Source organism: Myroides sp. JBRI-B21084, assembly GCF_030545015.1.
Classification (GTDB): Bacteria; Bacteroidota; Bacteroidia; order Flavobacteriales; family Flavobacteriaceae; genus Flavobacterium.
Genome location: NZ_CP120653.1, coordinates 286,207 through 310,885, shown reverse-complemented (window position 1 = coordinate 310,885; position 24,679 = coordinate 286,207). Strand labels below are relative to the sequence as shown.

Genomic DNA, 24,679 nt, shown 5'->3' with positions numbered 1-24,679 from the left:
TTACAAAAAAAACAGTACTTTTGCACCGTGAAATAGCGATGTTAAAAAAGCGCTAAAAACATAACAAATGAAAAAAGATATTCATGCACATGAGAATATTTTAGATTTTGTGGGCAACACTCCCTTAATTAAACTAAAAAAAATATCTCAAGGTTTAAAAGGAAACTTTTATGCAAAAGTTGAAGCTTTTAATCCAGGGCACTCATCAAAAGATCGCATTGCTTTACATATTATTGAAGAAGCAGAACGCCGCGGCATTTTAAAACCAGGCAGCATAATTGTAGAAACCACGTCGGGCAACACAGGTTTTAGCATTGCAATGGTGAGTATTATTAAAGGTTACAAATGTATTTTAGCGGTATCGTCTAAATCGTCAAAAGATAAAATAGATATGTTGCAAGCCATGGGCGCAAAAGTATATGTTTGCCCAGCAAATGTTGCAGCCGATGATCCAAGATCGTACTACAGCGTAGCACAAAGCATACATAACGAAACCCCAGGTTCGGTTTATATCAATCAGTATTTTAACGAACTAAATATCGATGCGCATTACCAAACAACTGGTCCTGAAATTTGGGAACAAACCAACGGGCAAATAACGCATTTAGTTGCTTGTTCAGGAACAGGTGGTACCATTTCAGGAACGGCTCGATTTTTAAAAGAACAAAACCCAAATGTGCGTATTTTAGGCGTTGATGCCTATGGTTCGGTTTTAAAAAAGTTTCACGAAACTAATGAATTTGATGCAAATGAAATTTACCCTTATCGTGTTGAAGGTATGGGAAAAAACCTAATACCAACTGCAACCGATTTTAAGGTAATTGATGAATTTATAAAAGTTACCGATGAAGATGCTGCATATACAGCACGTGAAATTTCAAAAACCGAAGGTATTTTTGTAGGATATACCTCAGGGGCAGCTTTTCAGGCTGTACGCCAATTTGCGAATGAAGAAGAGTTTACAGAAGACAGCAACGTGGTAGTTATATTTCCCGATCATGGATCGCGTTACATGAGCAAAATTTACAGCGATGATTGGATGCGCGAACAAGGCTTTTTAACTAACGAAAATGTTACCGAAAGTCAAATTCAATATGTAGAATAACATTACAAAATAATTAAAGAAAAAGGAAAACGAAAGTTTTCCTTTTTTTATACCAAAAAATAAAAACAGTAATCTGTGTAACAATATAGTAAATTGTTTTACTTATATTTAAAATTCAATCAATCAAACTATAAAAAATAAGTTATGAGTTTAAAAATTTCGGGTTTAACAAAAACCTATAAAAACGGCGTAAAAGCTTTAGATAACGTAAATTTAGAAATAGGTAAAGGAATGTTTGGTTTACTTGGGCCCAACGGTGCAGGAAAATCTTCGTTAATGCGTACTATTGCAACTTTACAAACGCCTTCAACAGGATCAATTTATTTTAACGATATTAATGTTTTAGAAGATAAAAATGCGTTGCGAAAAGTTTTAGGATACTTACCGCAAGAATTTGGTGTATACCCTAACATGTCGGCAGAAACTTTATTAGATTATTTTGCCCAACTTAAAGGAATTACAAAAAAAGAAGAACGCAAAAATATTATAACCGAAGTTTTACAATTAACCAACCTATACGATGTTCGCAACAAAAGCGTAAGTGGTTATTCTGGTGGTATGAAACAACGTTTTGGTATAGCTCAATTGCTTTTAAACAATCCACAATTAATAATTGTTGATGAACCTACAGCAGGATTAGACCCTGCAGAACGCCATCGTTTTTTAAATGTTTTACGCGAAATTGGCGCCAATCATACCGTAATTTTCTCAACACATATTGTTGATGATGTGCGTGAATTGTGCAATGAAGTTGCTATTTTAAATGGTGGTAAAATTTTATTTGAAGGAACACCTAAAAGTGGAGAAGAATTACTTGAGGGTAAAATTTGGAGAAGAACTATTGAACGTGCCGAATTTGATACTTACAATAAAGAACACAATATTTTATCAACAAATTTTAATCCAGATAATACGTTAAACATACGTGTGTACAGTGATGTGCAACCCAACGAAACGTTTATTAAAGCAGTTCCAATTTTAGAAGATGTTTATTTTGTTTCACTAAAAAATGATAACTAATGCTAGGTACTATTTTTAATTTTGAAACAAAACGCTGGTTTAAAAATTGGCAGTTTTATGTATATTTTTTACTTTTTTTTACGCTATCCTTTTTAGTAATGGCCGGAGCTTCGGGCTATTTTGATAATTTTACAGTTACAACGGCTTCTAACACTTTTGTAAATTCTCCAATTGCTATTAACAGCATGTTAAACGGTTTGGCTACTTACATTAATTTTATTATTCCAGCAGTAATTGGCGCAACGGTTGCACGCGATTATAAATACAATATGCACACTTTACTGTTTGCGTATCCTTTTAATAAATTACAATACTTAGTTGCAAAGTTTTTTAGTGGCTTTTGCATTACTTTACTTATCACTTTTTCATTAGCAATTGGTTTTTTGTTGGCTAATTTATTGCCTTTTGGAAACACAGAATTACTTGGACCCATTAATATTTGGGCTTACTTTCAAAGTTATTTGATTTTAATTGTACCAAATGTTTTTTTTATTGGCGCACTTACTTTTTTGTTGGTTACACTAACTCGTAAACAATATACAGGTGTTATTTTAGTTATTATTTTGTTATTTGTACCTGGTATTATAAGCAGTTTAACTGCAAAGGTTGACGATAAATTTGTGGCTGCATTGTGGGAACCTTTTGGAAACCAAGCTTTAACATATATTACAAAATACTGGACAATTGATGAACAAAACACTTTATCAATCCCTTTTGATAACGTACTTATTTACAATCGTTTAATTTGGATTGGAGTTGGTATTTTAGCTTTTATTGCTACTTATTTTACATTTTCATTTAATCAATCCCCTATAAATTTATCGTTTAAGAAAAAAGGAAACAGATTGGTTAAAAACAACTTTAGCAGCGTTGTTAAAGTAAATTTACCAAAAGTATCGTACAATTTTTCTTTTTGGACAAATCTTAAAACTGCTATTCGCTTATCTAAATTTGAATTTCTAAGTATTTTAAAAAATTCGATTTTTATAATTTTATTAGGCGTTTTAGTAATTTTCATACTTATTTCAAGTATAAGTTTGGGTGAAATGTTTGGTACAAATACCTATCCGGTAACCTGGAAAGTTATTCAATTAGTTAACATAGGTGTAGGTATATTTTTATCTATTTTAATATTTTTATTTTCAGGTATATTACTAAATAATGCGCAATCATCTCGTATAAATTTATTGATAGATGCCACAGCAATACCAAATTGGTCGTTGTTATTATCAAAATTTATTGCGTTAGTACAAATGGTTTGTTTAGTGTTTTTGGTTGGAATTGCATCGGGAATGATTATTCAAGCATATGCAGGTTATTATCATTTTGAATTAGATCAATACATTACCGAATTATTTGGCTTGCAATTAATTGATTATGTTATTTTAATATTGTTTGCTCTTTTTATTCAAGCATTTTTTAAAAATTACTTTATTGGATTCTTCATAAGTATTGCCCTTGTACAATTATTACCTGTTGCTTTAAGAAAATTAGGTATTGAACAATCGGTTTTTCATTTTAATTCTGATCCAGGGTATAGTTATTCCGATATGAACGGATACGGTACAATACGCGATTATTTTTACTACAAAATATATTGGTTGCTTTTTGCATTTGTTTTATACGGCTTAACACTCCTTTTTTGGCGTCGTGGCATATTAGCTGGCGCTAAAGAACGCATTAAAATTGCTTTAGGCCGATTAAAAACTCCAATAGTTGTTCCTTTAATTGTGTTAGCCTGTGGTTTTTTAGGATTGGGATATGCCTTGTATTTCCAAACTGTAAAATTAGAACCGTATTACACTTCTCAAGAATATGAGATACAAAGAGTCGATTTCGAAAAAAAGTACAAAAAATATCAAAAATATCCACAACCACGCATTGTAGATGTAAACGTTGCAATGGATATTTTCCCAAAAGAACGCAATTACAAAGCAGTTGTTAATTACGTTATGGTTAACAAATCTGATAAAAAAGTAGATTCTCTTTTTATAAATTACGGTAAAAATTTAAAAAAAATACATTTTAACCAGGCGTATCAATTGGTTATGAAAGATACCGTAATGGATTTTGACATCTACAAACTTAACACCCCACTTAATCCAGGCGATTCATTAAAGGTTGAAATGGTGGTGCAAAATAAACCGAATACATGGTTAAAAGATCGTTCGCCAATTATTGAAAACGGTACTTTTATAAACAATACCATATTTCCTTCTTTTGGATACAACCAAAATGTTGAAATAGAAGATAATAACGTACGTAAAAAATACAAATTAGCTCCGCGAGAACGTATGGCTGCAACAAACGATCCGGAAGCACGTAAAAACACTTATATTTCTAACGAAGCCGATTGGATTACGTTTGAAACTACAGTGAGTACAGCAGACGACCAAATTGCTATTGCACCAGGTTATTTGCAAAAAGAATGGCAAAAAGATGGCAGAAATTACTTCCATTACAAAATGGATCAAAAAATGCTAAACTTTTACGCTTTTAATTCGGCTAAATATCAAGTAAAACGTGAAAAATGGAACAATTTAAATTTAGAAATTTACTACCATAAAGGCCACGAATATAATTTGAACCGAATGATGGATGCTTTAAAAAAATCGTTGGCATATTACAGCGAAAATTTTGGTTCGTACCAACACAAACAAGCGCGCATTATAGAATTTCCTAAAACCATGGGTACATTTGCGCAAGCATTTGCTAACACCATGCCTTTTTCTGAAGCTATTGGTTTTATTGCAAAGGTTGATGAAGAAGATCCTAATAGTGTAGATTATCCTTTCTCGGTTGTATCGCACGAAATGGCACATCAATGGTGGGCACATCAGGTAATTGGTGCCAATGTAAAAGGCGCAACTTTGTTGTCTGAATCTATGTCTGAATACAGTTCTTTAAAAGTTTTAGAAAAAGAATACGGTAAATTTCAAATGCGTAAATTCCTAAAAGAAGCTTTAGATAGTTACTTACAAGGACGTAAATGGGAAAACAAAGAAGAAAACCCGTTAATGTACAACGAAAACCAACAATACATACATTACAATAAAGGTTCGGTTGTTTTATATGCTATGAGCGATTATTTAGGCGAAAAAAAATTCAACAACATTTTAAAACAATTTGTTGAAAAAGTTAAATTTCAAGAAGCGCCTTATACCAATTCTATAGAATTTGTAAATCTTTTAAAAGCAAACGCGCCGGCTAACTTGCAATATTTAATAACTGATATGTTTGAAACCATTACTCTTTACGATAATAAAGTTAAAAAAGTAAAGGTTACCCCTTTAAAAAATGGAAAATACAAGGTAGATATATCGTTTATTGCATCAAAATACCGAACATCACCAAAAGGTACTCAAATTTATAAAGATGCAAACGGCAAAACATTACTAGGTACAGATGGAGTCAAAAAAATACAATCGTACACTATGAACGATTTTATTGAAGTAGGTATTTTTGGCGAAAAAACCATAAAAGGTACTCACGAATACGAAAATGAATTGTACAATAAAAAATACCTAATTAGCAAGGTAAATAACAAAGTAAGTATTATTGTTGATAAAAAACCTATTGAAGTTGGGGTTGACCCTTACAATAAATTAATTGACCGCGATAGTAATGATAATCGTAAAAAAGTAAATTAGTTCTTAACAAAAATCATCATTCAAATTGAATGGCGATTTTTGTTGTAATTTACATTTTCTATAAAATGTACTTGCTAAATAACATGTTCATTGAAAACCATTTTTCTATAATTAACACCCCATTTTGCCATTTCATTTATCATTGGTAAAAGTGTTTGGCCGTATTCGGTTATTGCATAAGAAACGGTTACAGGTTTAGTGTTATGAACCGTTCGGCTAATTAATTTATTCATTTCTAAATCTTGAAGTTCTTTTGATAGCATTTTAGAACCAATTCCATTTACTTCTCTAAGTAAATCCATAAAACCTAAGGTATTTCCTTCAATAAGTGTTCCTATTATATGAAATTTCCATTTACCTGACAACAAACTCATTACATCACTTATTGCTTGCATTCTAACTTTGCAAACAGGCGTTTTATTTATTTCGGCCGTTTTTTTCATTAAAAATATTCGTTTTATCGTTCAAATATATTTATTTAATTGGCAGTTCCCAAAAGGAAACTACTTTCCAAAATGAAATTCATGGTATTTGTAACATTCGTTTTACTAGCTTTGTTAACGTGATGGGTCAATAAATGGCATATCAAAATTTAAAAACAATTGAACTTATGAACCTATTAAAATTCGTCACTTTATTCATTCTACTTGGCAATTTAGGATGTCAAGGTCAAACAAAAAAGAAAATGGAACAAAAAAACCCGTTATTGTGCAACCCCGAAAGCGGAATTTGCGAAATGCCTACAAACAAAACAAATGCTGTAACGTCGAACACAGTAACTTCAGAAACAAAACCTGTAAAAATAATTTATTACACCGACCCTATTTGCTCTTCTTGTTGGGGAATTGAACCGCAATTGCGAAAATTAAAACTTGAATATGGCACATATTTAGATATTGAATACCGTATGGGAGGTTTGCTTCCAAATTGGAGTTACAACAGTGGTGGTATAAGCAAACCTTCTGATGTTGCACATCATTGGGACGAAGTAAGCGCATATTACGACATGCCTATTGATGGCGATGTGTGGTTAGAAAACCCTTTAGATTCATCATTCCCACCTTCAATTGCTTTTAAAGCTGCACAAATGCAGAATAATGAAAAGGCTATTTTATTTTTACGCGAAATTAGAGAAATGGTTTTTCTTAAAAAACTAAACATTACAAAATGGGAAAACTTAGAATTAGCTGCCAAAAAAGTGGGACTTAATGTTGCTACCTTTAAAAACGATTATGAAGGAAATGCAAAAACACTTTTTGAAGAAGATTTAAAATTAGCACGCGAATTGGGCGTTAGGGGATTCCCTACTGTATTTTTTGCAAATAAAACAGGTAGTAAAGAAACTGTTTACGGTTCTAAACCATACAGTTCTTATGAAAATGCTATACTTAAAATGTTGCCCGAAGCTACTAAACAAACGTATGAAAAAAGCTGGAGTGCAATTTTTAATAAATACAAATCGTTAACTGCAAAAGAGTTTTCTGAACTTACTGAAATACCTAGAAAAGATAGTGAAGCCTTTTTAAATGACTTAACTGCAAAAGGAAAGTTAGAAAAATTAACCACTAAAAATGGATCTATTTGGACACTAAAATAACCAAAACTTTATACTAATTTTTAGCCCCCAAAATATATATTTTGGGGGCTATTTTAATATTATAACCAGTATAAATACTTAGAATTATCTTGAATAATTAGGTGCTTCTTTTGTAATTGTAACGTTATGTGGGTGACTTTCACCAATACCCGAAGACGTTAATTGTACAAAACGAGCTGTTTCTTGTAACGTAGGAATATCTTTAGCACCACAATACCCCATACCTGCACGTAAACCACCAATAAACTGAGTCATAGATTCATTAAGTTCGCCTTTATATGGTACACGTCCTTCAATACCTTCAGGTACTAATTTTTTAACATCGTCCTCTACATCTTGGAAATAACGGTCTTTAGAACCATGCTTCATAGATTCTACAGAACCCATTCCGCGGTAGGTTTTAAATTTTCTACCTTCAAAAATAATGGTTTCACCTGGCGATTCTTTAGTACCAGCCAACATTGATCCTAACATAACACAATCAGCACCTGCGCCTAATGCTTTAGGAATATCGCCTGTGTAACGCAAACCACCATCGGCAATTACAGGTACACCTGTTCCTTTTAAAGCGGCTGCAACTTCCATTACAGCAGAAAATTGAGGAAAACCTACACCTGCAACAACGCGTGTTGTACAGATAGAGCCTGGACCAATACCTACTTTAACGGCATCGGCACCTGCTTCTGCTAAATACAAAGCAGCCTCGGCTGTAGCAATATTTCCTACTACTACATCAATTTCTGGAAAAGCAGCTTTTACTTCTTTTAACGTATTTACTACACCTTTTGTGTGCCCGTGTGCTGTATCAATAATTAAAGCATCTACACCTGCGGCAACTAATGCTTTTGCACGTTCAACAGCATCAGCAGTTACACCTAAAGCTGCAGCAACGCGTAAACGACCAAATTTATCTTTGTTTGCGTTTGGCTTTAAAGTTAACTTGGTAATATCGCGAAATGTAATTAAACCCACTAATTTAAAATCGGCATTAACTACAGGTAATTTTTCAATTTTATTTTCTTGTAAAATTTGTTCGGCATCTGCTAAAGTTGTACCTTCTAAAGCGGTAACAATTTTTTCTGAAGTCATTACTTCAACAATCGATCGTGCATTATCTTTTTCAAAACGTAAATCGCGATTGGTAACAATTCCTTTTAAAATTTGATTTTGATCTACCACAGGAATACCACCAATTCCGTTTTCTTTCATTGCTAATTTAGCATCGCCAACAGTTGCTGTTAATGGTAAAGTAACTGGATCTATAATCATACCCGATTCTGCACGTTTTACTTTGCGTACTTCTAAAGCTTGTTGCTCTACGGTCATATTCTTGTGTAAAACACCAATTCCACCTTCACGCGCCATAGCAATTGCCATATCACTTTCGGTAACCGTATCCATAGCTGCAGAAATTACAGGTACATTTAAGGTAATGTTTCTAGTAAATTTAGATTGAATATTAACTTCACGTGGTAATACCTCAGAGTAAGCAGGTATTAAAAGAACGTCGTCATAAGTTAAACCTTGACCGACTATTTTAGTTGTGTGTGCTTTCATGTTGCAATTGTAGTTGAATTGCATGCAAATTTAATGCTTTTTTAGATAAAAATACAATTTTAATGATAAAAATTAAATATCTTTAATGCTTCGTTATAAGCTGCTTCAAATGACATCATTTGAACGTTAGTTTCTGCTTTATTTGCAGTAAAATAGCTCAACATTTTTTCAGTAGGCATATTTCCCGTTAAATCATCTTTTGCCATTGGGCAACCACCAAAACCTTTTATGGCTCCATCAAAACGAATGCAACCTGCTTTATAGGCAGCATCAATTTTTTCAAACCAAGCATCGGGTGTGGTATGCAAATGTGCACCAAATTCTATATTTGGGTATTTAGGAATTAAATTAGAATACAAATAATCTATATCTTTAGGTGTTGAACTTCCTACAGTATCAGAAAGCGATAAAATAGTCACCCCCATATTTGCCAATTTTTCTGTCCATTCACCAACAATATCAACATTCCAAGGATCTCCGTACGGATTTCCAAAACCCATTGAAAGATACGCCACAACCTCTTTATTGGTTTTATTGGCGATTTCTAAAATTTCTTGTAAAGTAACTATAGATTCGGCAATGGTTTTATGCGTATTGCGCATTTGAAAGTTTTCTGAAATTGAAAAAGGAAAGCCTAAATATTTTATTTCATTATGAACCGATGCCATTTCGGCACCTTTTGTATTTGCAATGATGGCCAATAATTTTGTTTTAGTATCCGATAGATCTAATTGCGCTAAAACCTCTGCAGTATCTTGCATTTGAGGAATGGCTTTAGGCGATACAAAACTTCCAAAATCTAACGTGTCAAAACCACAACGCAAAAGCGATTGTATGTATTGTACTTTTTTTTCGGTAGGAATAAACATTTTAATGCCTTGCATTGCATCGCGCGGACATTCTATTATTTTTACTGGCTTCATAAGTTTCAAAGATAATAGAAAGTAAAATATCTACAAAAAAAATTAATCCAATTTGTAAGCAGTTATTTTATCCACATAAAAACAATTAATGTAATAAAAATTGCAATTTGAAAGTAGTTCATATATGCTTGCACGTATTTGTTTTGCTTTAAAAAAGTGTTTAAATAACCACTTAATATGGCAACTGCACAAAAAACAATAAAAGCTTGAATCATGGCTATACTGCCTAGTGTGTAAACTTGCATTTTTAAATTACCCGCAGCTGGCCTTAAGAATGTTGGGAACAACGACAAAAAAAACAACATAATTTTGGGGTTTAAAATATTCATTATTAAACCTTGTTGTACTTGTTGCAATACATTACTTTTTGTTATGGTTTGCGTTGTTGGTTCTACACTAATTGGCTGAAAAGGTATTTTGTATAAAAAATATACAATTCGCAATAAATATAAAGAACCAAATATTTTAATTGCTAAAAACAACCATGGAATGGCTACTATTAAGGTTGAAATTCCAAAAGCCAATAATGTGGTATGAAATAACAACCCTGAACTTAAACCAACTGCTGCCGCTAAACCAAATTGCTTGCCTTTTGCTAAACTTGTAGATAAAACATACATTATATCTGGTCCAGGCGATATAGTTAAAGCAAAACTTGTAATAAAAAATGATATAATAATATCTAACGTCATTAACTACGTTTTAGAATAGCTTGGTTAATTTCTTTAATTAAAGCAGGACCCTCGTAAATAAAACCAGTATAAATTTGAATTAACGCTGCACCAGCGTCTAATTTTTCTAAAGCATCGGCTGCAGTATGGATACCTCCTACTCCAATTATTGGAAACGATTTATTACTTTTTTCTGATAAAAAACGAATAACTTCGGTAGATCTTTTGGTTAATGGTTTGCCTGACAAACCACCTACTTCAACTTTATTTGCAGATTGTAACCCATCGCGTGCAATGGTAGTATTTGTAGCAATAACACCTGCAATTTTGGTATCGTTTACAATATCAATGATATCTAATAACTGTTCATTGGTTAAATCGGGTGCTATTTTTAGTAGAATTGGCTTTTGTTTTGGCTTCTTAACATTTAAACTTTGCAAGGTTGCTAATAAAGCTGTTAAAGGCTCTTTATCTTGTAACGCGCGTAAATTTGGTGTGTTAGGTGAACTAACATTCACTACAAAATAATCAACATAAGGATATAAAGCTTCAAAACAAATGGTATAATCGTTAACTGCCTCTTCGTTAGGTGTTACTTTATTTTTACCAATATTACCACCAATTAAAACCCCTTTGTTTTGTTTTAATCGTTCTATTGCTAAGTCAATTCCGCCATTATTAAAGCCCATGCGGTTAATAATTCCCGAATCTTCTTTTAAACGAAACAAACGTTTTTTAGGATTTCCTTCCTGTGGTTTAGGAGTAATGGTACCAATTTCAATAAAACCAAAACCAAATGCATCTAATTCATTATATATTTTAGCATCTTTATCTAAACCTGCAGCTAAACCTACTGGATTTTTAAATTTTAAACCAAAAACTTCGCGTTCTAATTTTTTATCATTTACTTGATAGATCGATTTTAATACCGATTTCATACCCGGAATAGCATGCATGGTTTTTATCATTGAAAAAGTAAAATGATGCACTTTTTCGGGATCAAATTTGAATAAAAGCGGACGAATTATTGATTTATACATGATTAAAAATTTTAAGGCTTTGCAAAAGTAGCCTTTTTGAAATCAAATTGAAAGATTTAATAATTGAAAGATTTAAAATTGAAGTTTATTTATAAAAAAACCTGCAAATTTCTATAAATTTTGCAGGTTTAAACTTTGACTTTTTATATATTACTCACAACCGTCTATTGTACACGAACTCCCATTTTTAGTTTCATTTACTAAAACCGTTTCGTTGTAGGTTTGGGTTAAAGCTTCAATAAATAAATGAGTAGGTTGCGCACCCGATAATGCGTATTTTTTATTTAATACAAAAAACGGAACACCTGAAACGCCCATATTTTTTGCTTCTAAAATATCATTATTCACCTCGTTATCAAGCAAATTTGTTGTTAATATTTCTTTGGCTTGTTCTGTATTTAACCCCAATTCTGTTGCAATTTGTAACAAAACATTTACATTGGCAATGTTTTCTCCGTCTTCAAAATGAGCTTTAAATAACAATTCTTCCGCATCATTCGCTTTGTTGCTTTTAGCTGCAAAATGTAATAATTTATGAGCTAAAAAGGTATTTGCTATTATATTTTTATAAAAATCGAAATGAATACCCGCCTTTTCACCCATTTCCTTAACATGCTGTTGCATTTGATCAACTTGTTGAGTAGTTAATCCTTTACGCTCACTTAAATATTGACTTGTTGTTTTTAAACCCGATGTTTCGGTTAAATCAGGATCTAATTGAAAACTTTTCCATTCAACTTCAACCTCATTTTTAAACGGAAGTGTTTCCAAAGCAGCTTCAAAATTCTTCTTCCCTATATAACAAAACGGACACATAACATCCGACCAAATTTGTATTTTCATTATAAAAATTTTGTCAAAAGTACAATTTCAGCTTTAATTTAGGTGTTACATTTTTCTTAATTTTAGGTTGATTTTTAGCACAACTTCTTTAAAAATCAATTAAAAACATATTTTTACTTTTATAACCGATTGGTTTATGATATATTTGAAAAAATCTATGTAAAAATTAAATTTATGAAAACCTTACGTATTAAAAATATGGTTTGCCCGCGATGTATTATGGTTATTGAAAAAACGATGGAAGATTTAGGTTACGATATAAACGACGTAGATTTAGGTATGATTGAATTTCATGAACCCATTACACTTGACGATCGTGATAAAATTGAAAATGCCATAAAACCTTTGGGGTTTGAAATTTTAAGCGACAAAAAAAGCATGTTGGTTGAACGTATAAAAAATCAAATAATTGAATTGGTTTCTAAAGATATGAACGATTTAACCATTACGCTTTCTGAATATTTAGCTAGTAAGTTACAAACAGAATACCAAACGTTAAGTACTTTATTTTCTAACCAAGAATCGCAAACAATTGAACAATACTACATTCTTCAAAAAATAGAAAAGGTTAAAGAATTATTGGTTTACGATGAATTAACATTAAGCGAAATTGCCTATAAAATGAATTACAGTTCGGTGGGTCATTTAAGCAACCAATTTAAAAAAGTAACCGGTTTAGCACCAACGCATTTTAAAGAAATTAAAACTTTTAAAGAAGAAGTTTTACAAAATACTGAAGTAAAATAAACCTTTAAAAGGTTTATTTTTTTTCTGATAATTTCTTTAAATTATACAAACTTTTTTTATAATTGTGTAAAGGTATTTTTGGGTTTTCGGAGTAATTTTACAAAAAGATGTACCTAATTATGAAAACCCGCTATAAAATAAACGAAATGACGTGCAGCGGCTGCCAAGCCAAAGTTACCGAAGCGTTACAAACCGTTGCAGATAAAGTTGAAGTAAGTTTAAATCCTGCTGAAGCTGTTATAGAAACAAACAAAAAAATTGCTTTAGAAGATTTACAAAATGCACTTTCACACAAAGGTCCGTACACCATTCAGGAAATTACAATAAATGCCGATGGTACAGAAATACTTTCAGAAATAGCTCACCATGCTGCACATAATCACAACAATCATAACCAACCGCCCAAACAGTTAGAACATTTAGCTGGTAAATACTATTGCCCAATGCTTTGCGAAGGCGATAAAGTTTACGATAGCAATGTTGGCTGCCCCGTTTGTGGTATGGATTTGGTGCAAATTGGTGGAAGCACAACCAAAAACAACGAGGAAAGTATTTTAAAAACTATGTTTTTACAAGCGGCAATAGTTACCGTTCCTGTTTTTTTTATTGCCATGTTGGGTATGAATCACGATAGTTTTATTTACAACATAATTCCGTTTAACGTTGCGCTTTGGTTGCAATTTTTAGGAGCTACGGCTGTATTAACAATCGGTAAAAAATATTTAAAACGCGCCTATGTTTCCTTTAAAACTTTAAACTTAAACATGTTTAGTTTGATTGGTTTAGGCGCAATTGCAGCTTATTTATTTTCAATTTACGTGTTTTTTAATCAACATGCCTTTCACAACAACAGCCATTTACCCATTTACTTTGAAAGCGTTGCCGTAATTTTTACGTTAATGATTTTAGGACAATGGTTAGAAGCACGTGCACACAAAAAAACAAAATCGTCTTTAGAACATTTATTGAATTTAGTTCCGCAAAAAGCTACGCTTTTATTAAATGGAAAAACCACTGAAATTGATATAGACAAAGTTCAAATTAACGATGAATTATTGGTAAAACCTGGTGAAAAAATACCAGTAGACGGTATCATTCAATCTGGAAATACATCTGTAAACGAAGCTTTGTTAACTGGCGAACCCTTACCTGTAAACAAGAAAGAAAACGACGAGGTTTTAGCAGGTAGTATCAATACCGATCAATCGTTTACAATGAAAGCAACCCGAGTTGGGCAATTTACAACCATTGCACAAATTATTGAAATGGTAAACAAAGCTAGTTTATCTCGCGCTCCAATTCAGCGTTTAGCCGATAAAATTTCAGGGTATTTTGTACCTATAGTAGTTTTTATTGCAGTTTGTAGTTTTGTGTATTGGGGATATTTTTCTAAAGATCCCTCGTTGTTATTTGGTTTACAAAATGCCATTTCTGTACTAATAATTGCTTGCCCTTGTGCATTGGGGTTGGCTACACCGGTTTCTATTTCGGTAGGAATTGGCAAAGGAGCCGAATATGGGATCTTAATAAAAAAAGCTGAAGCTTTAGAATCTTTACAAAAAACCAATGTTTTAATTACAGATAAAACAGGAACAATAACAGAAGGAAAAACATCATTAGAAAAAATCATTCCATTAAAAAGAATTTCAGAAGAAGAACTAATTAAAATTACAGCCCAACTTAACGCAAGCAGTGAACACCCCATTGCTAAAGCATTTACCAATAAAGCCCATGAATTAAAAATAGCATTTGAACCTGCAAAAATGGTAGCAACTATTCAAGGCAAAGGCATACAAGCTGTATTAAATAAAGAAAAAGTAATTTTAGGAAACGAAGCGTTGCTAAATCAAAATAACATTGAAATTACTGAAGAAATAAAATTTAAAGTAACCGAAATTCAAAATCAAGGAAAAACTGTTTCGTACGTTTCTATAAATAATGAATTGGTTGGTTTGGCTATTATTCACGATGCAATAAAGCCCGGAGTTAAAGAAACCGTATCATTTCTTCAATCAAAAAACATACAAATAATAATGCTAACGGGCGATCATAAAAACACAGCAAATGCAATTGCACAACAGGTTGGCATTAATAACGTTTTTGCACAACAACTGCCTCAAGATAAACTATCAATGATTGAATCAAATCAAAAAGAAGGAAAAATTGTTACAATGATTGGCGACGGAATAAACGATGCTCCTGCACTTGCTAAAGCTGATATTGGTATTGCAATGGGCAATGGGTCTGATTTGGCACAAGATTTTGCTAAAATAACCCTTTTAAATAGCTCTTTTTCACTTGTAAAAAACGCCTATATTTTAAGTACTAAAGTTATGCAAAATATTAAGCAAAATTTGTTTTTTGCTTTTGTTTATAATGTAATTGGTATAGCAGTTGCTGCAGGAGTAATGTATTACACTACAGGCATTTTGTTATCGCCCATGATTGCTGCATTAGCAATGTGTTTAAGCTCGGTTTCTGTAATTGCAAATGCTCTTAGATTGCGAAAATTAAAATTATAAAAGCAATAAATTGTTAATCGTTTAAAATTAATGTAATTTCGCTTGGTAAAAAATAATATCATTCAACAAATATGAAACAAGTACCTTTAAATGACGTTCACGTTGCTTTAGGAGCTAAAATGGTTCCTTTTGCAGGATTTAATATGCCGGTTCAGTACGAAGGCGTTACTATAGAACACGAAACGGTTAGAAACAATGTGGGTGTTTTTGATGTATCGCACATGGGATTATTTAAAATTTCGGGCGAAAATGCTTTAGATTTAGTTCAAAAAGTAACAAGTAACGACGCTGCTGTTTTAGTACCTGGAAAAGCGCAATACAGCTATTTACCTAACGATAAAGGGGGGATTGTTGACGATATTATTACCTATAAAGTAAACGATAACGAATATTTAATGGTTGTAAATGCATCAAACATCGATAAAGATTTTGAATGGATTTCTTCTCATAATTCAATGAATGCATCGTTAGAAAATTTATCAGATGCGTATTCGTTATTAGCAGTTCAAGGCCCAAAAGCAAACCAAGCAATGCAAAGCATTACAAATGTAGATTTGGCTAACCTTAAATTTTATACGTTTGAAGTAGGTACTTTTGCTGGTAAAGAAAACGTAATTGTTTCAGCTACAGGATATACAGGTTCTGGCGGAATTGAAATTTATGCTAAAAACGAAGACATTGTGCATATTTGGAACGAAGTTTTAAAAGCTGGTGAACCATACGGTATTAAACCAATTGGTTTAGCTGCACGCGACACATTGCGTTTAGAAATGGGTTATTGTTTATATGGTAACGAAATTAACGACACTACTTCGCCAATTGCTGCTGGTTTAGGTTGGGTTACTAAATTTACAAAAGATTTTGTAAATAGCGAAAACATTAAAGCAGATAAAGAAAACGGTGTGGCTACAAAATTAGTTGGTTTTGAACTGATTGATCGCGGAATTCCACGTCACGATTACGAAATTGTTGATGCAGCCGGAAACGTAATTGGTCATGTTACTTCAGGAACACAATCACCATCTTTAAACAAAGGTGTTGGTATGGGTTATGTGAATAAAGAATTTGCAAAAGAAGGTACTGAAATTTTTATTCGTATACGTAAAAACGATGTGAAAGCACAAGTTGTAAAAGCACCTTTTTATAAGAAATAATTACTGCTGAAAATTTATATAAAAAAAGCTACTTTTAAAAAGTAGCTTTTTTGTTATTGTAATTTATAGATAAGTCTAAGGTTAAAATTTCCGGAAATATTTCCAATAAATGGTTTTGGATACATAAAAGTACTATTAAGGTTAGACGTTAACCCTATATATTCCTGATAATCAATACCAAAACTAAATTCTTCATCAATTTCAAACCTATAACCTATTCCAATACCTAATCCAAACTGTTCTTTTCGTAAAATATCATTATCAAATTTTTCTCCATTAAAACTGCCCGAAAGTATAAAACCAACCGTTGGTCCAAAATTAAAATTCCAGTTTTTTAATCTTCCAAAATGTAAATTAGCATGTAAAGGAATCGATATAAATTTCAACTTTTCTTTGGCATAATAATATTCGTAATAATAATTACCTGCTGGGTATTCAACAAATTCTTCAACATAAACCTTTGATCCTAAAGTTTGGCATTCAAATCCTGCTTTTATGCTCCATCTATCATTTATAAAAAAATCGCCATCTACACCAAAAATAGGCGCAGTTAGGTTTTTATTATTTTCAAGCTTAATGTTTCCGTAATAATTAGATGATGAAACTCCAATAAAAGGCGAAATTTCAATTCTATTCGTTTCTTTTTCTTGAGCGTTGCTAATAAAACTTGCCAAAAAAGCTATTAAAAGTATTTTTTTCATGTGCTTTCAGTTAAAATAATTCGTGTTTTTTTTTATAGAAAACTTCTTTTCTATAATTTTGCGTAAATTTAATTAAAAAAGAAATGGGAAGAGCGTTTGAATTTAGAAAGGCAAGAAAAATGAAACGTTGGTCGGCAATGGCTAAAACGTTTACACGTATTGGTAAAGATATAGTTATGGCTGTTAAAGAAGGCGGACCAAATCCTGAAACCAATGCTCGTTTACGTGCTGTAATTCAAAATGCTAAGGCAGCAAACATGCCTAAAGACAACGTTGAGCGTGCCATAAAAAAAGCATCAGACAAAGATACAGCCAATTATAAAGAAGTTTTATTTGAAGGTTATGCACCACACGGTATTGCCGTTTTAATTGAAACAGCTACAGATAACAACAACAGAACAGTTGCAAACATTCGCTCGTACTTTAACAAATGTAACGGTACTTTAGGTACGCAAGGTTCGGTAGAATTTATGTTTGATCATACTTGTAACTTTAGAATTGCTAAAGTTGAAGGTTTAGATTTAGAAGAATTTGAACTTGAATTGATAGACGCTGGTGTTGATGAAATTTTTGAAGACGAAGATGGAATCTTAATTTATGCTCCTTTTAATAGTTTTGGATCTATACAAAAAGAATTAGAAGAACGCAATATGGAAATCTTATCATCGGGCTTTGACCGTATTCCACAAGTAACAAAAGAATTAACAGAAGAGCAAATTGCCGATGTTGAAAAATTGTTAGAGAAAATTGAGGAAGACGACGATGTACAAAATGTATATACAACCATGGCATAAATAAAAAATCCTTTTCAAATTGAAAAGGATTTTTTTTTAACGCAAATTACTTATGCATCTCTTTTAGCTTTATTTTCTTTAATAAGATCAGCTGCTCCTCCAAATGCCCAGTAAAATACAAAGCTAATAAGGAAAATCATTAACCAAAAACCCATGGTCATAATAGTTAATCCAATTAAAAAAGCAATAAATTGTTGAAATTCAAACATGATTCCGGAATTTTTTGTGTATACGCTTACAAAGATATAACGAAACTTTAACAACCCCAACTAAAATCTTAAATAATTCTAAAAAAAATACAGTATTCACCTAATAAAAGTACTACCTTTAAGTAAACCAACACTACCTAGAAATGAAGTACAGAATTGAAACCGATACCATGGGCGAAGTTAAAGTGCCTGCTGATAAATATTGGGGTGCACAAACAGAACGTTCGCGAAATAACTTTAAAATAGGTACAGAAGCTTCGATGCCAATTGAAATAATAAAAGCTTTTGCTATTTTAAAAAAAGCTGCTGCATATACCAATTGTGATTTAGGCGTTTTATCGATAGAAAAAAGAAATGCTATTGAAACCGTTTGTAACGAAATTTTAAATAATGAGCTTAATGAACACTTCCCATTGGTTATCTGGCAAACGGGTTCGGGTACGCAAACCAACATGAATGTGAATGAGGTAATTGCAAATAGAGCTCAAATACTTGCCGGTTTATCTTTAGAAAGTAATGAAAAAATTTTAAAACCTAACGATGATGTAAATAAATCACAATCATCTAATGATACATTTCCAACAGCTATGCACATTGCAACTTTGGTAATGATTACGGAAACTACAATTCCAGGAGTTAAAAAATTACATGATACTTTAGCACAAAAAGCCTTAGATTTTAAAAATATTGTAAAAATTGGGCGCACACATTTAATGGATGCCACTCCCCTAACTTTAGGTCAAGAATTTTCTGGATATGCGGCTCAATTAAATTACGGTTTAAATGCATTAAAAAACACCCTTAATCATTTATCTGAAATTGCTTTAGGTGCAACTGCCGTTGGTACGGGTATAAATACTCCTGAAGGATATGATGTTTTGGTTGCTAAATACATTTCAAAATTTACTAATTTACCTTTTAAAACGGCACAAAATAAATTTGAAGCCCTTGCAGCTCACGACGCAATTGTAGAAACGCATGGAGCATTAAAACAAATTGCCGTTTCATTAAACAAAATTGCAAACGATATTCGCTTATTAGCTTCAGGACCACGTTCAGGCATTGGTGAATTGATTTTACCTGAAAACGAACCAGGTTCTTCCATTATGCCTGGAAAAGTAAACCCAACACAATGCGAAGCTTTAACAATGGTTGCTGCACAAGTAATGGGAAACGATGTGGCTATTACCATTGCTGGTACACAAGGTCATTTTGAATTGAATGTTTTTAAACCATTAATGGCAACAAATATTTTACAATCGGCAAAATTATTAGGTGATGCATGTGTTTCATTTAACAACAATTGTGCGCAAGGTATTTTACCAAATCACTCTAAAATTAATGAACTAGTAAACAACTCATTAATGTTGGTTACTGCTTTAAATACTAAAATTGGATATTACAAAGCAGCCGAAATCGCTCAAACTGCGCATAAAAACAATTGTACATTAAAACAAGCAGCTCTTGATTTAGGATATTTAACCGAAGAAGAGTTTGACCATTGGGTAAAACCTGAAAACATGGTATAGATTGTAGTTATAGATATACTTCACATAGCTTAAAAAACTGTAAATTTGTACCTTTTAACAATGTTGATTTTAAAATAATTTATGGAAATATTCGAACTATATTCACTTTTCAACCAATGCGATGGGGTTAGTACCGATACACGAAACATACTTCCCAACAGCATGTTTTTTGCATTAAAAGGCGATAACTTTAACGCAAACGAATTTGCGCTTCAAGCAATTGAAAAAGGTGCTGCTTTTGCTGTTGTTGACGACCAAAATCTAAAAAAATTAGAAAACAATAAACTTATTGTTGTACCTAATGTACTTAAAACACTACAAGAATTAGCAGCTTTTCATCGTTTTCATATTGGTTTACCAATAATTGCTTTAACTGGCAGCAACGGAAAAACCACAAGTAAAGAGCTGTTACATGCCGTTTTAAGTAAAAAATACAACACTATTGCTACTATTGGCAATTTAAACAATCATATTGGTGTACCACTTACATTATTGCTTATTACCGAAGATACTGATATTGCTATTGTAGAAATGGGTGCAAATCATCAAAAAGAAATTGAATTACTTTGCAAAATTGCACAGCCTGATTTTGGTTTTATTACAAATTTTGGAAAAGCACATTTAGAAGGTTTTGGTGGAATTGAAGGCGTTATTAAAGGTAAAAGTGAAATGTACGAGTATTTGTTAGAAAATGACAAAACAGCTTTTGTAAATTTCGACGATGCATTACAAGTTCAAAAAAGTGAATCAATTAATCATTTTGGATTTTCAATGCAAGCTCATGCTTCAGCAAATGTTCAAATAAATAACGCATTTGCACAACCTATGGCAACTTTTCAGTTACAAAATACCACCATTACATCTCAATTAACAGGCTTGTACAATTTAACCAATATGGCTTTTGCTGTTTGTATTGGAACATATTTTAATGTTTCTTTAAATGATATAAAACAGGCAATTGAAGAATACACACCACAAAACAATAGATCGCAATGGGTTGAAATAAACAATAAAAAAATACTGCTTGATGCATATAATGCAAACCCTAGCAGTATGAAAGTTGCAATTGAAAATTTTGTTCAGCTGAACCAAAATTCTAAAACAATGATTTTGGGTGATATGTTTGAATTAGGTAACGAAGCTAATACAGAACATCAACAAGTTATTCAACAAGTTGTTAATGCCAACGCAAAAGCTATTTTTGTTGGAACTCATTTTTATGACAACCAAATAGTTAACAACAACTTACAATACTTTTTAACACTTACAGATTTAATAACCAACTTACAACAGCATGTTATTGATGCCGATTTAATTTTAATTAAAGGATCAAGAGGAATGGCTTTAGAAAATGTACTTGAATTTTTGTAAAATATAACAAAAGCGATTTAAAATAATTTAAATCGCTTTTTTAATATAAAAAAATTGAGTGTAGTTTATTCTTTTATAACTTTTTCGTAATGTTTAACATTATTATTTAATTCAATTTCAAAAATATAAGCACCATTTGACAAAGTAGATATATTCATAGAATTTGCATTATTTAAAGCTACCGATTGTACTTTTTTACCAGTAATATCGTAAATAGTTACATTTTTAATTGCAACTTCACATGAAAAATTAACTATATCGGTAGTTGGGTTTGGATACAATTTAACTTTGTTTGTTTCAAAAGTATCGTTTGATGCAGCTGCCGTCATAACAAAAGTACTATACCCACGACTTGTGTTGTGGTTTGCTAATGTAGTTGAACTTCCTTTTGCATAACTAATAGCAATGTTACCAGCAGCGTTAGGAATTGTAAAATCGCCTGTGCCACCAACTAATGCTCTTGTTGCAACAATAGTTCTTATACCCGATGCCACTGTATTACTAGAAATAGTCCAATTTTGTGCAGCATCTAAAGTTGGCGTGTTACCAACACCTGTAAAAGTATAATCTACATTGTTATTATTTGTGTAAATAAAAGCATCAGAACCATTAGCCATACCCGAGCCTTGTGCATTAAAACCAATTGCTAAATACGATGTGCTACTACCTGTTAAGGTTAAAGTTGCCATTGTTGTAGTGGTTTCTAGTTTAGCTGTCATACCTGTTGACCCTAAAGTTAAAGTATTAGATGTAAATTGTGCATTTGCAACAAACACACCTAATAAAGCAGTTAAAGTAAAAATTTTCTTCATTCGATTATTTTTTTAATAAATTTATTAATGTTTGATTGTTTGATTCTACAGCATACTCAAACACTGTTTTTTGTTGTTTATCTTTTATAGATGTATCTGCATTATGTGCCAATAGTAGTTCAACAAATTCAACATTATTGCTTTTTACAGCTAAAAACAAAGCAGTTTCGCCATTTAAATCAACAATATTAGGATTTGCACCATTTTTCAGAAGTTTTTCTGCTAAATCCTTATTAAAATGCATTACCAAACCTGCTAAAGCAGTACCTTGTGCACTTGCATAATTAATATTTTTAACGTTTGCAATTAAATATTCAGCTACTGATACATTACCTCTGTAGCAAGCTATAATTAAAGGCGAAAAACCTCTTTTATCAATTTCATTAATTACCTCCGGATTTTTTTCTACCAACGCATTCAACTCTGTTAAAGAACCATTTCGGGCAATATCAAAAATATTTTTTTCTTCGGTTTGAGCCATCGATACAATCGATACAAAAAAACTGCATATCAATACAAAAAACTTCATTTTATTGTTTTGTTAAATTAAAATTATATGAAACATTTACTTCTTCGGCAATTTTTTTTGTAACCATTTTAGGAATAGTTACTTTATAGTCGGCTGGTTTTGCTTTAAATGCACCTACAATATTAATTTTACCATCTTTCATTTCAATTGTTGCAATAGATTTTACTGCGCGATCTACTCCGTGAAAATTTAGTGTTCCATCTATGGTATATTTTTTGGGTGTTGATGATAAATCAGATAGTTTAAAACCAATAATTTTTCCTTTAAACGTAGTTTTAGGATATTTTGCAGTTTCGGCATAACTTTCGTTAAAATGTTCTTCCATTAATTTTACTGTGAATCTAAAATTTTTAACATTTGATACCGATGCAATATTACCAGAACTAACATCAAAAACTGTCACATTATTTGAATCTACAGCATTTACATCTTCAAAAAGTGGAACCGAAGCTTCAAAAGCAACTTTTCCTTTTTGAGTTATATACTTTTGAGCACTAATTACATTAGTACCAAGTAAAAAAATGAGTATAACAATTTTTTTCATAGCTTAATTTTCTAAAAGTCCATCTTGTTGCCACTTTATAATGGTATTGATATCGCTAGTTGCCATTGATCCACCTTGTGGCATACGTAAAGGATCACCCGCTGGACGTTGTATGCGATTAATTATACCGTTTACTACCTGTTTTACTTGTGTATAGTTTGTTAATGGTAACGAAGATGCGCTTCCGTTTGATGAATGACATGAAGTACATTTTGCTTCCATTATTTTTTTTACATGTTTGTTGTATGTAACCTTTTCCGTAATGGGGCTATTTTCTGAAATTTCTTCGTAAGTAGCACTTTCACACGAAATAAATGCAGCTGAAACGATTAATATAAATAAGAAACTTTTTTTCATTTGAAGTTATTTTTTTAAGTCGATTAAAACACTCTGTACAAATTAAAACCAAAATATATGATTCCTTTTTCCCAATTTCCTGCAGCATTTGTAAGATAACCTATATCTGAATTAACTTGAGAATTAGATAATAATAATTGAAAAACGTGTCCGCCTGTTTCAATATCAACACCTAAAGAAAATGGATTTCTATAAACATCCGAATCTGCAAAATTCACAAAATACTCACCATTTAATGACACTCTTCTACTTAATTTGTATCTGCCGCTTAAACTGGTTAAAATTTGATCTTTTTCATCGGTATTAGGAATGTATAAATTTTTGTGAACGTAAGATGGTGTTAATTGCAATGAAAAACGTTCATTGAATCGTTTTGAAATTAAAAGTTGACTTAAATATGCCACACGATGTGAAAATTCTAAATTAGGATAATCATCTTTACTTAATTCTGAGTTTAAAGATACGGTATGGTATCCTACCACTTCTACCGGAAATTTATTAGTTTGACTAAAAATTCTGTATTTTAAATTAGCATCGTATGTTTTCATAAATGTTTCACGACCTAAACCAAGGTTTAGATTATCTGAAACTCCATAAATAAATCCAATTTTTGTTGATGCATCATCCAATCCAAAAAAGTTATCAAAACCGTTACTTAAATCACCAAAACGGTGAGAAACAAGAAAATACAAATCTCCTTTAGCTGCTAATTTTGTAGATTGCGCTGTAACAACCTGAAGCGCTTTAAATGCCGGTGGTGCAAATTCTTCGGTTATGCTTAAAGTATCTATTTCCTTCAACAAATCATCATCTTGGGCAAATGCATTTACTGAAAATAATAAAAACAGTAGGGTAATTTTCTTTATCATTCTATTTTTTTGTTAAATTGTTTGAACAAATATAACAAAAAAGGAGTTTTACTTACATAAAATAAGTTACTTATTTATTATTTATAAAAATTTAAATCCCTTTTTTATGTTATTCTAAAACAGCATTTTTTTGAT

At 31.8% G+C, this 24,679-nt stretch carries 23 protein-coding genes; 10 read left to right on the top strand and 13 right to left on the bottom strand.

The genetic code is table 11. From position 1 onward, the window contains the following. Nucleotides 1-67 precede the first annotated feature (67 nt). The 3 genes from P3875_RS01595 to P3875_RS01585 all read left to right on the top strand — a co-directional run bounded on the left by P3875_RS01595 (nucleotide 68) and on the right by P3875_RS01585 (nucleotide 5,775). Nucleotides 68-1,105 (top strand): PLP-dependent cysteine synthase family protein, encoded by a 1,038-nt coding sequence (locus P3875_RS01595; RefSeq protein WP_303444512.1) that lies wholly within the window; start codon nucleotides 68-70, stop codon nucleotides 1,103-1,105. Between the two features lie 144 nt (nucleotides 1,106-1,249). After that, complete coding sequence (locus P3875_RS01590; RefSeq protein ID WP_303444511.1) at nucleotides 1,250-2,125, top strand: ABC transporter ATP-binding protein; 876 nt, start codon at nucleotides 1,250-1,252, stop codon at nucleotides 2,123-2,125. After that, nucleotides 2,125-5,775: an ABC transporter permease/M1 family aminopeptidase gene (locus P3875_RS01585; RefSeq protein WP_303444510.1), complete on the top strand. Its 3,651-nt coding sequence runs from the start codon at nucleotides 2,125-2,127 to the stop codon at nucleotides 5,773-5,775. The genes P3875_RS01590 and P3875_RS01585 overlap by 1 nt, the downstream gene beginning before the upstream one ends. Before the next feature lie 74 nt (nucleotides 5,776-5,849). Here the strand turns inward: P3875_RS01585 and P3875_RS01580 are convergent, their stop codons facing one another. Beyond that, complete coding sequence (locus tag P3875_RS01580; RefSeq protein WP_303444509.1) at nucleotides 5,850-6,218, bottom strand: winged helix-turn-helix transcriptional regulator; 369 nt, start codon at nucleotides 6,216-6,218, stop codon at nucleotides 5,850-5,852. 242 nt (nucleotides 6,219-6,460) lie between these two features. Here P3875_RS01580 and P3875_RS01575 point away from each other — a divergent pair, with 242 nt between their 5' ends. Then, nucleotides 6,461-7,372: a ClpXP adapter SpxH family protein gene (locus P3875_RS01575; protein ID WP_303444508.1), complete on the top strand. Its 912-nt coding sequence runs from the start codon at nucleotides 6,461-6,463 to the stop codon at nucleotides 7,370-7,372. Nucleotides 7,373-7,456: 84 nt separating this feature from the next. Here P3875_RS01575 and guaB read toward each other — a convergent pair whose 3' ends face one another. From guaB to P3875_RS01550, 5 genes are all read right to left on the bottom strand, one after another. Then, complete coding sequence (gene guaB / locus P3875_RS01570; protein WP_303444507.1) at nucleotides 7,457-8,929, bottom strand: IMP dehydrogenase; 1,473 nt, start codon at nucleotides 8,927-8,929, stop codon at nucleotides 7,457-7,459. A gap of 59 nt (nucleotides 8,930-8,988) precedes the next feature. After that, nucleotides 8,989-9,852 carry a hydroxymethylglutaryl-CoA lyase gene (locus P3875_RS01565; RefSeq protein ID WP_303444506.1) on the bottom strand — a complete coding sequence of 288 codons (864 nt, stop codon included), beginning with the start codon at nucleotides 9,850-9,852 and terminating at the stop codon, nucleotides 8,989-8,991. 62 nt (nucleotides 9,853-9,914) lie between these two features. Beyond that, entirely contained in the window at nucleotides 9,915-10,544 is a 630-nt protein-coding gene (locus P3875_RS01560) for a LysE family translocator (RefSeq protein WP_303444505.1), read from the bottom strand. Beyond that, the gene (locus tag P3875_RS01555) at nucleotides 10,544-11,563 is read right to left on the bottom strand and encodes a quinone-dependent dihydroorotate dehydrogenase (protein ID WP_303444504.1); all 1,020 of its coding nucleotides are present in this window, start codon (nucleotides 11,561-11,563) and stop codon (nucleotides 10,544-10,546) included. The genes P3875_RS01560 and P3875_RS01555 overlap by 1 nt, the downstream gene beginning before the upstream one ends. Before the next feature lie 150 nt (nucleotides 11,564-11,713). Further along, entirely contained in the window at nucleotides 11,714-12,406 is a 693-nt protein-coding gene (locus P3875_RS01550; RefSeq protein ID WP_303444503.1) for a DsbA family oxidoreductase, read from the bottom strand. 174 nt (nucleotides 12,407-12,580) lie between these two features. On the opposite strand from P3875_RS01550, the gene P3875_RS01545 reads away from it, so the two are divergent. The 3 genes from P3875_RS01545 to gcvT all read left to right on the top strand — a co-directional run bounded on the left by P3875_RS01545 (nucleotide 12,581) and on the right by gcvT (nucleotide 16,829). Further along, a complete protein-coding gene (locus tag P3875_RS01545) occupies nucleotides 12,581-13,153 on the top strand; it encodes an AraC family transcriptional regulator (RefSeq protein WP_303444502.1) in 573 nt (190 codons plus the stop codon). 119 nt (nucleotides 13,154-13,272) lie between these two features. After that, nucleotides 13,273-15,675, top strand: coding sequence for a heavy metal translocating P-type ATPase (locus P3875_RS01540; protein WP_303444501.1), 2,403 nt, complete (start codon nucleotides 13,273-13,275; stop codon nucleotides 15,673-15,675). 71 nt (nucleotides 15,676-15,746) lie between these two features. Then, nucleotides 15,747-16,829 carry a glycine cleavage system aminomethyltransferase GcvT gene (gene gcvT / locus P3875_RS01535; protein WP_303444500.1) on the top strand — a complete coding sequence of 361 codons (1,083 nt, stop codon included), beginning with the start codon at nucleotides 15,747-15,749 and terminating at the stop codon, nucleotides 16,827-16,829. Nucleotides 16,830-16,882: 53 nt separating this feature from the next. On the opposite strand, the gene P3875_RS01530 is transcribed toward gcvT, so the two are convergent. Further along, nucleotides 16,883-17,530 carry a porin family protein gene (locus P3875_RS01530; protein ID WP_303444499.1) on the bottom strand — a complete coding sequence of 216 codons (648 nt, stop codon included), beginning with the start codon at nucleotides 17,528-17,530 and terminating at the stop codon, nucleotides 16,883-16,885. Between the two features lie 83 nt (nucleotides 17,531-17,613). Here P3875_RS01530 and P3875_RS01525 point away from each other — a divergent pair, with 83 nt between their 5' ends. Then, nucleotides 17,614-18,324, top strand: coding sequence for a YebC/PmpR family DNA-binding transcriptional regulator (locus P3875_RS01525; RefSeq protein WP_303444498.1), 711 nt, complete (start codon nucleotides 17,614-17,616; stop codon nucleotides 18,322-18,324). A gap of 50 nt (nucleotides 18,325-18,374) precedes the next feature. Here P3875_RS01525 and P3875_RS01520 read toward each other — a convergent pair whose 3' ends face one another. Then, nucleotides 18,375-18,533, bottom strand: a complete 159-nt coding sequence (locus P3875_RS01520; RefSeq protein ID WP_303444497.1) for a hypothetical protein — start codon at nucleotides 18,531-18,533, stop codon at nucleotides 18,375-18,377. 143 nt (nucleotides 18,534-18,676) lie between these two features. Here P3875_RS01520 and fumC point away from each other — a divergent pair, with 143 nt between their 5' ends. Further along, on the top strand, nucleotides 18,677-20,062 hold the full coding sequence (fumC, locus tag P3875_RS01515) for a class II fumarate hydratase (protein WP_303444496.1): 1,386 nt from the start codon (nucleotides 18,677-18,679) through the stop codon (nucleotides 20,060-20,062). Between the two features lie 81 nt (nucleotides 20,063-20,143). Further along, nucleotides 20,144-21,433: a UDP-N-acetylmuramoyl-tripeptide--D-alanyl-D-alanine ligase gene (locus tag P3875_RS01510; RefSeq protein WP_303444495.1), complete on the top strand. Its 1,290-nt coding sequence runs from the start codon at nucleotides 20,144-20,146 to the stop codon at nucleotides 21,431-21,433. A 65-nt stretch (nucleotides 21,434-21,498) separates the two neighbouring features. Here P3875_RS01510 and P3875_RS01505 read toward each other — a convergent pair whose 3' ends face one another. The 5 genes from P3875_RS01505 to P3875_RS01485 are packed head-to-tail and all read right to left on the bottom strand — an operon-like array spanning nucleotide 21,499 to nucleotide 24,544. After that, nucleotides 21,499-22,245, bottom strand: coding sequence for a T9SS type A sorting domain-containing protein (locus P3875_RS01505; RefSeq protein WP_303444494.1), 747 nt, complete (start codon nucleotides 22,243-22,245; stop codon nucleotides 21,499-21,501). A 4-nt stretch (nucleotides 22,246-22,249) separates the two neighbouring features. Then, complete coding sequence (locus P3875_RS01500; RefSeq protein ID WP_303444493.1) at nucleotides 22,250-22,774, bottom strand: ankyrin repeat domain-containing protein; 525 nt, start codon at nucleotides 22,772-22,774, stop codon at nucleotides 22,250-22,252. Between the two features lies 1 nt (nucleotide 22,775). Further along, nucleotides 22,776-23,318, bottom strand: a complete 543-nt coding sequence (locus P3875_RS01495; RefSeq protein WP_303444492.1) for a YceI family protein — start codon at nucleotides 23,316-23,318, stop codon at nucleotides 22,776-22,778. 3 nt (nucleotides 23,319-23,321) lie between these two features. Then, complete coding sequence (locus P3875_RS01490) at nucleotides 23,322-23,675, bottom strand: hypothetical protein (protein ID WP_303444491.1); 354 nt, start codon at nucleotides 23,673-23,675, stop codon at nucleotides 23,322-23,324. 23 nt (nucleotides 23,676-23,698) lie between these two features. Beyond that, complete coding sequence (locus tag P3875_RS01485; protein ID WP_303444490.1) at nucleotides 23,699-24,544, bottom strand: DUF5777 family beta-barrel protein; 846 nt, start codon at nucleotides 24,542-24,544, stop codon at nucleotides 23,699-23,701. Between the last annotated feature and the right edge of the window lie 135 nt (nucleotides 24,545-24,679).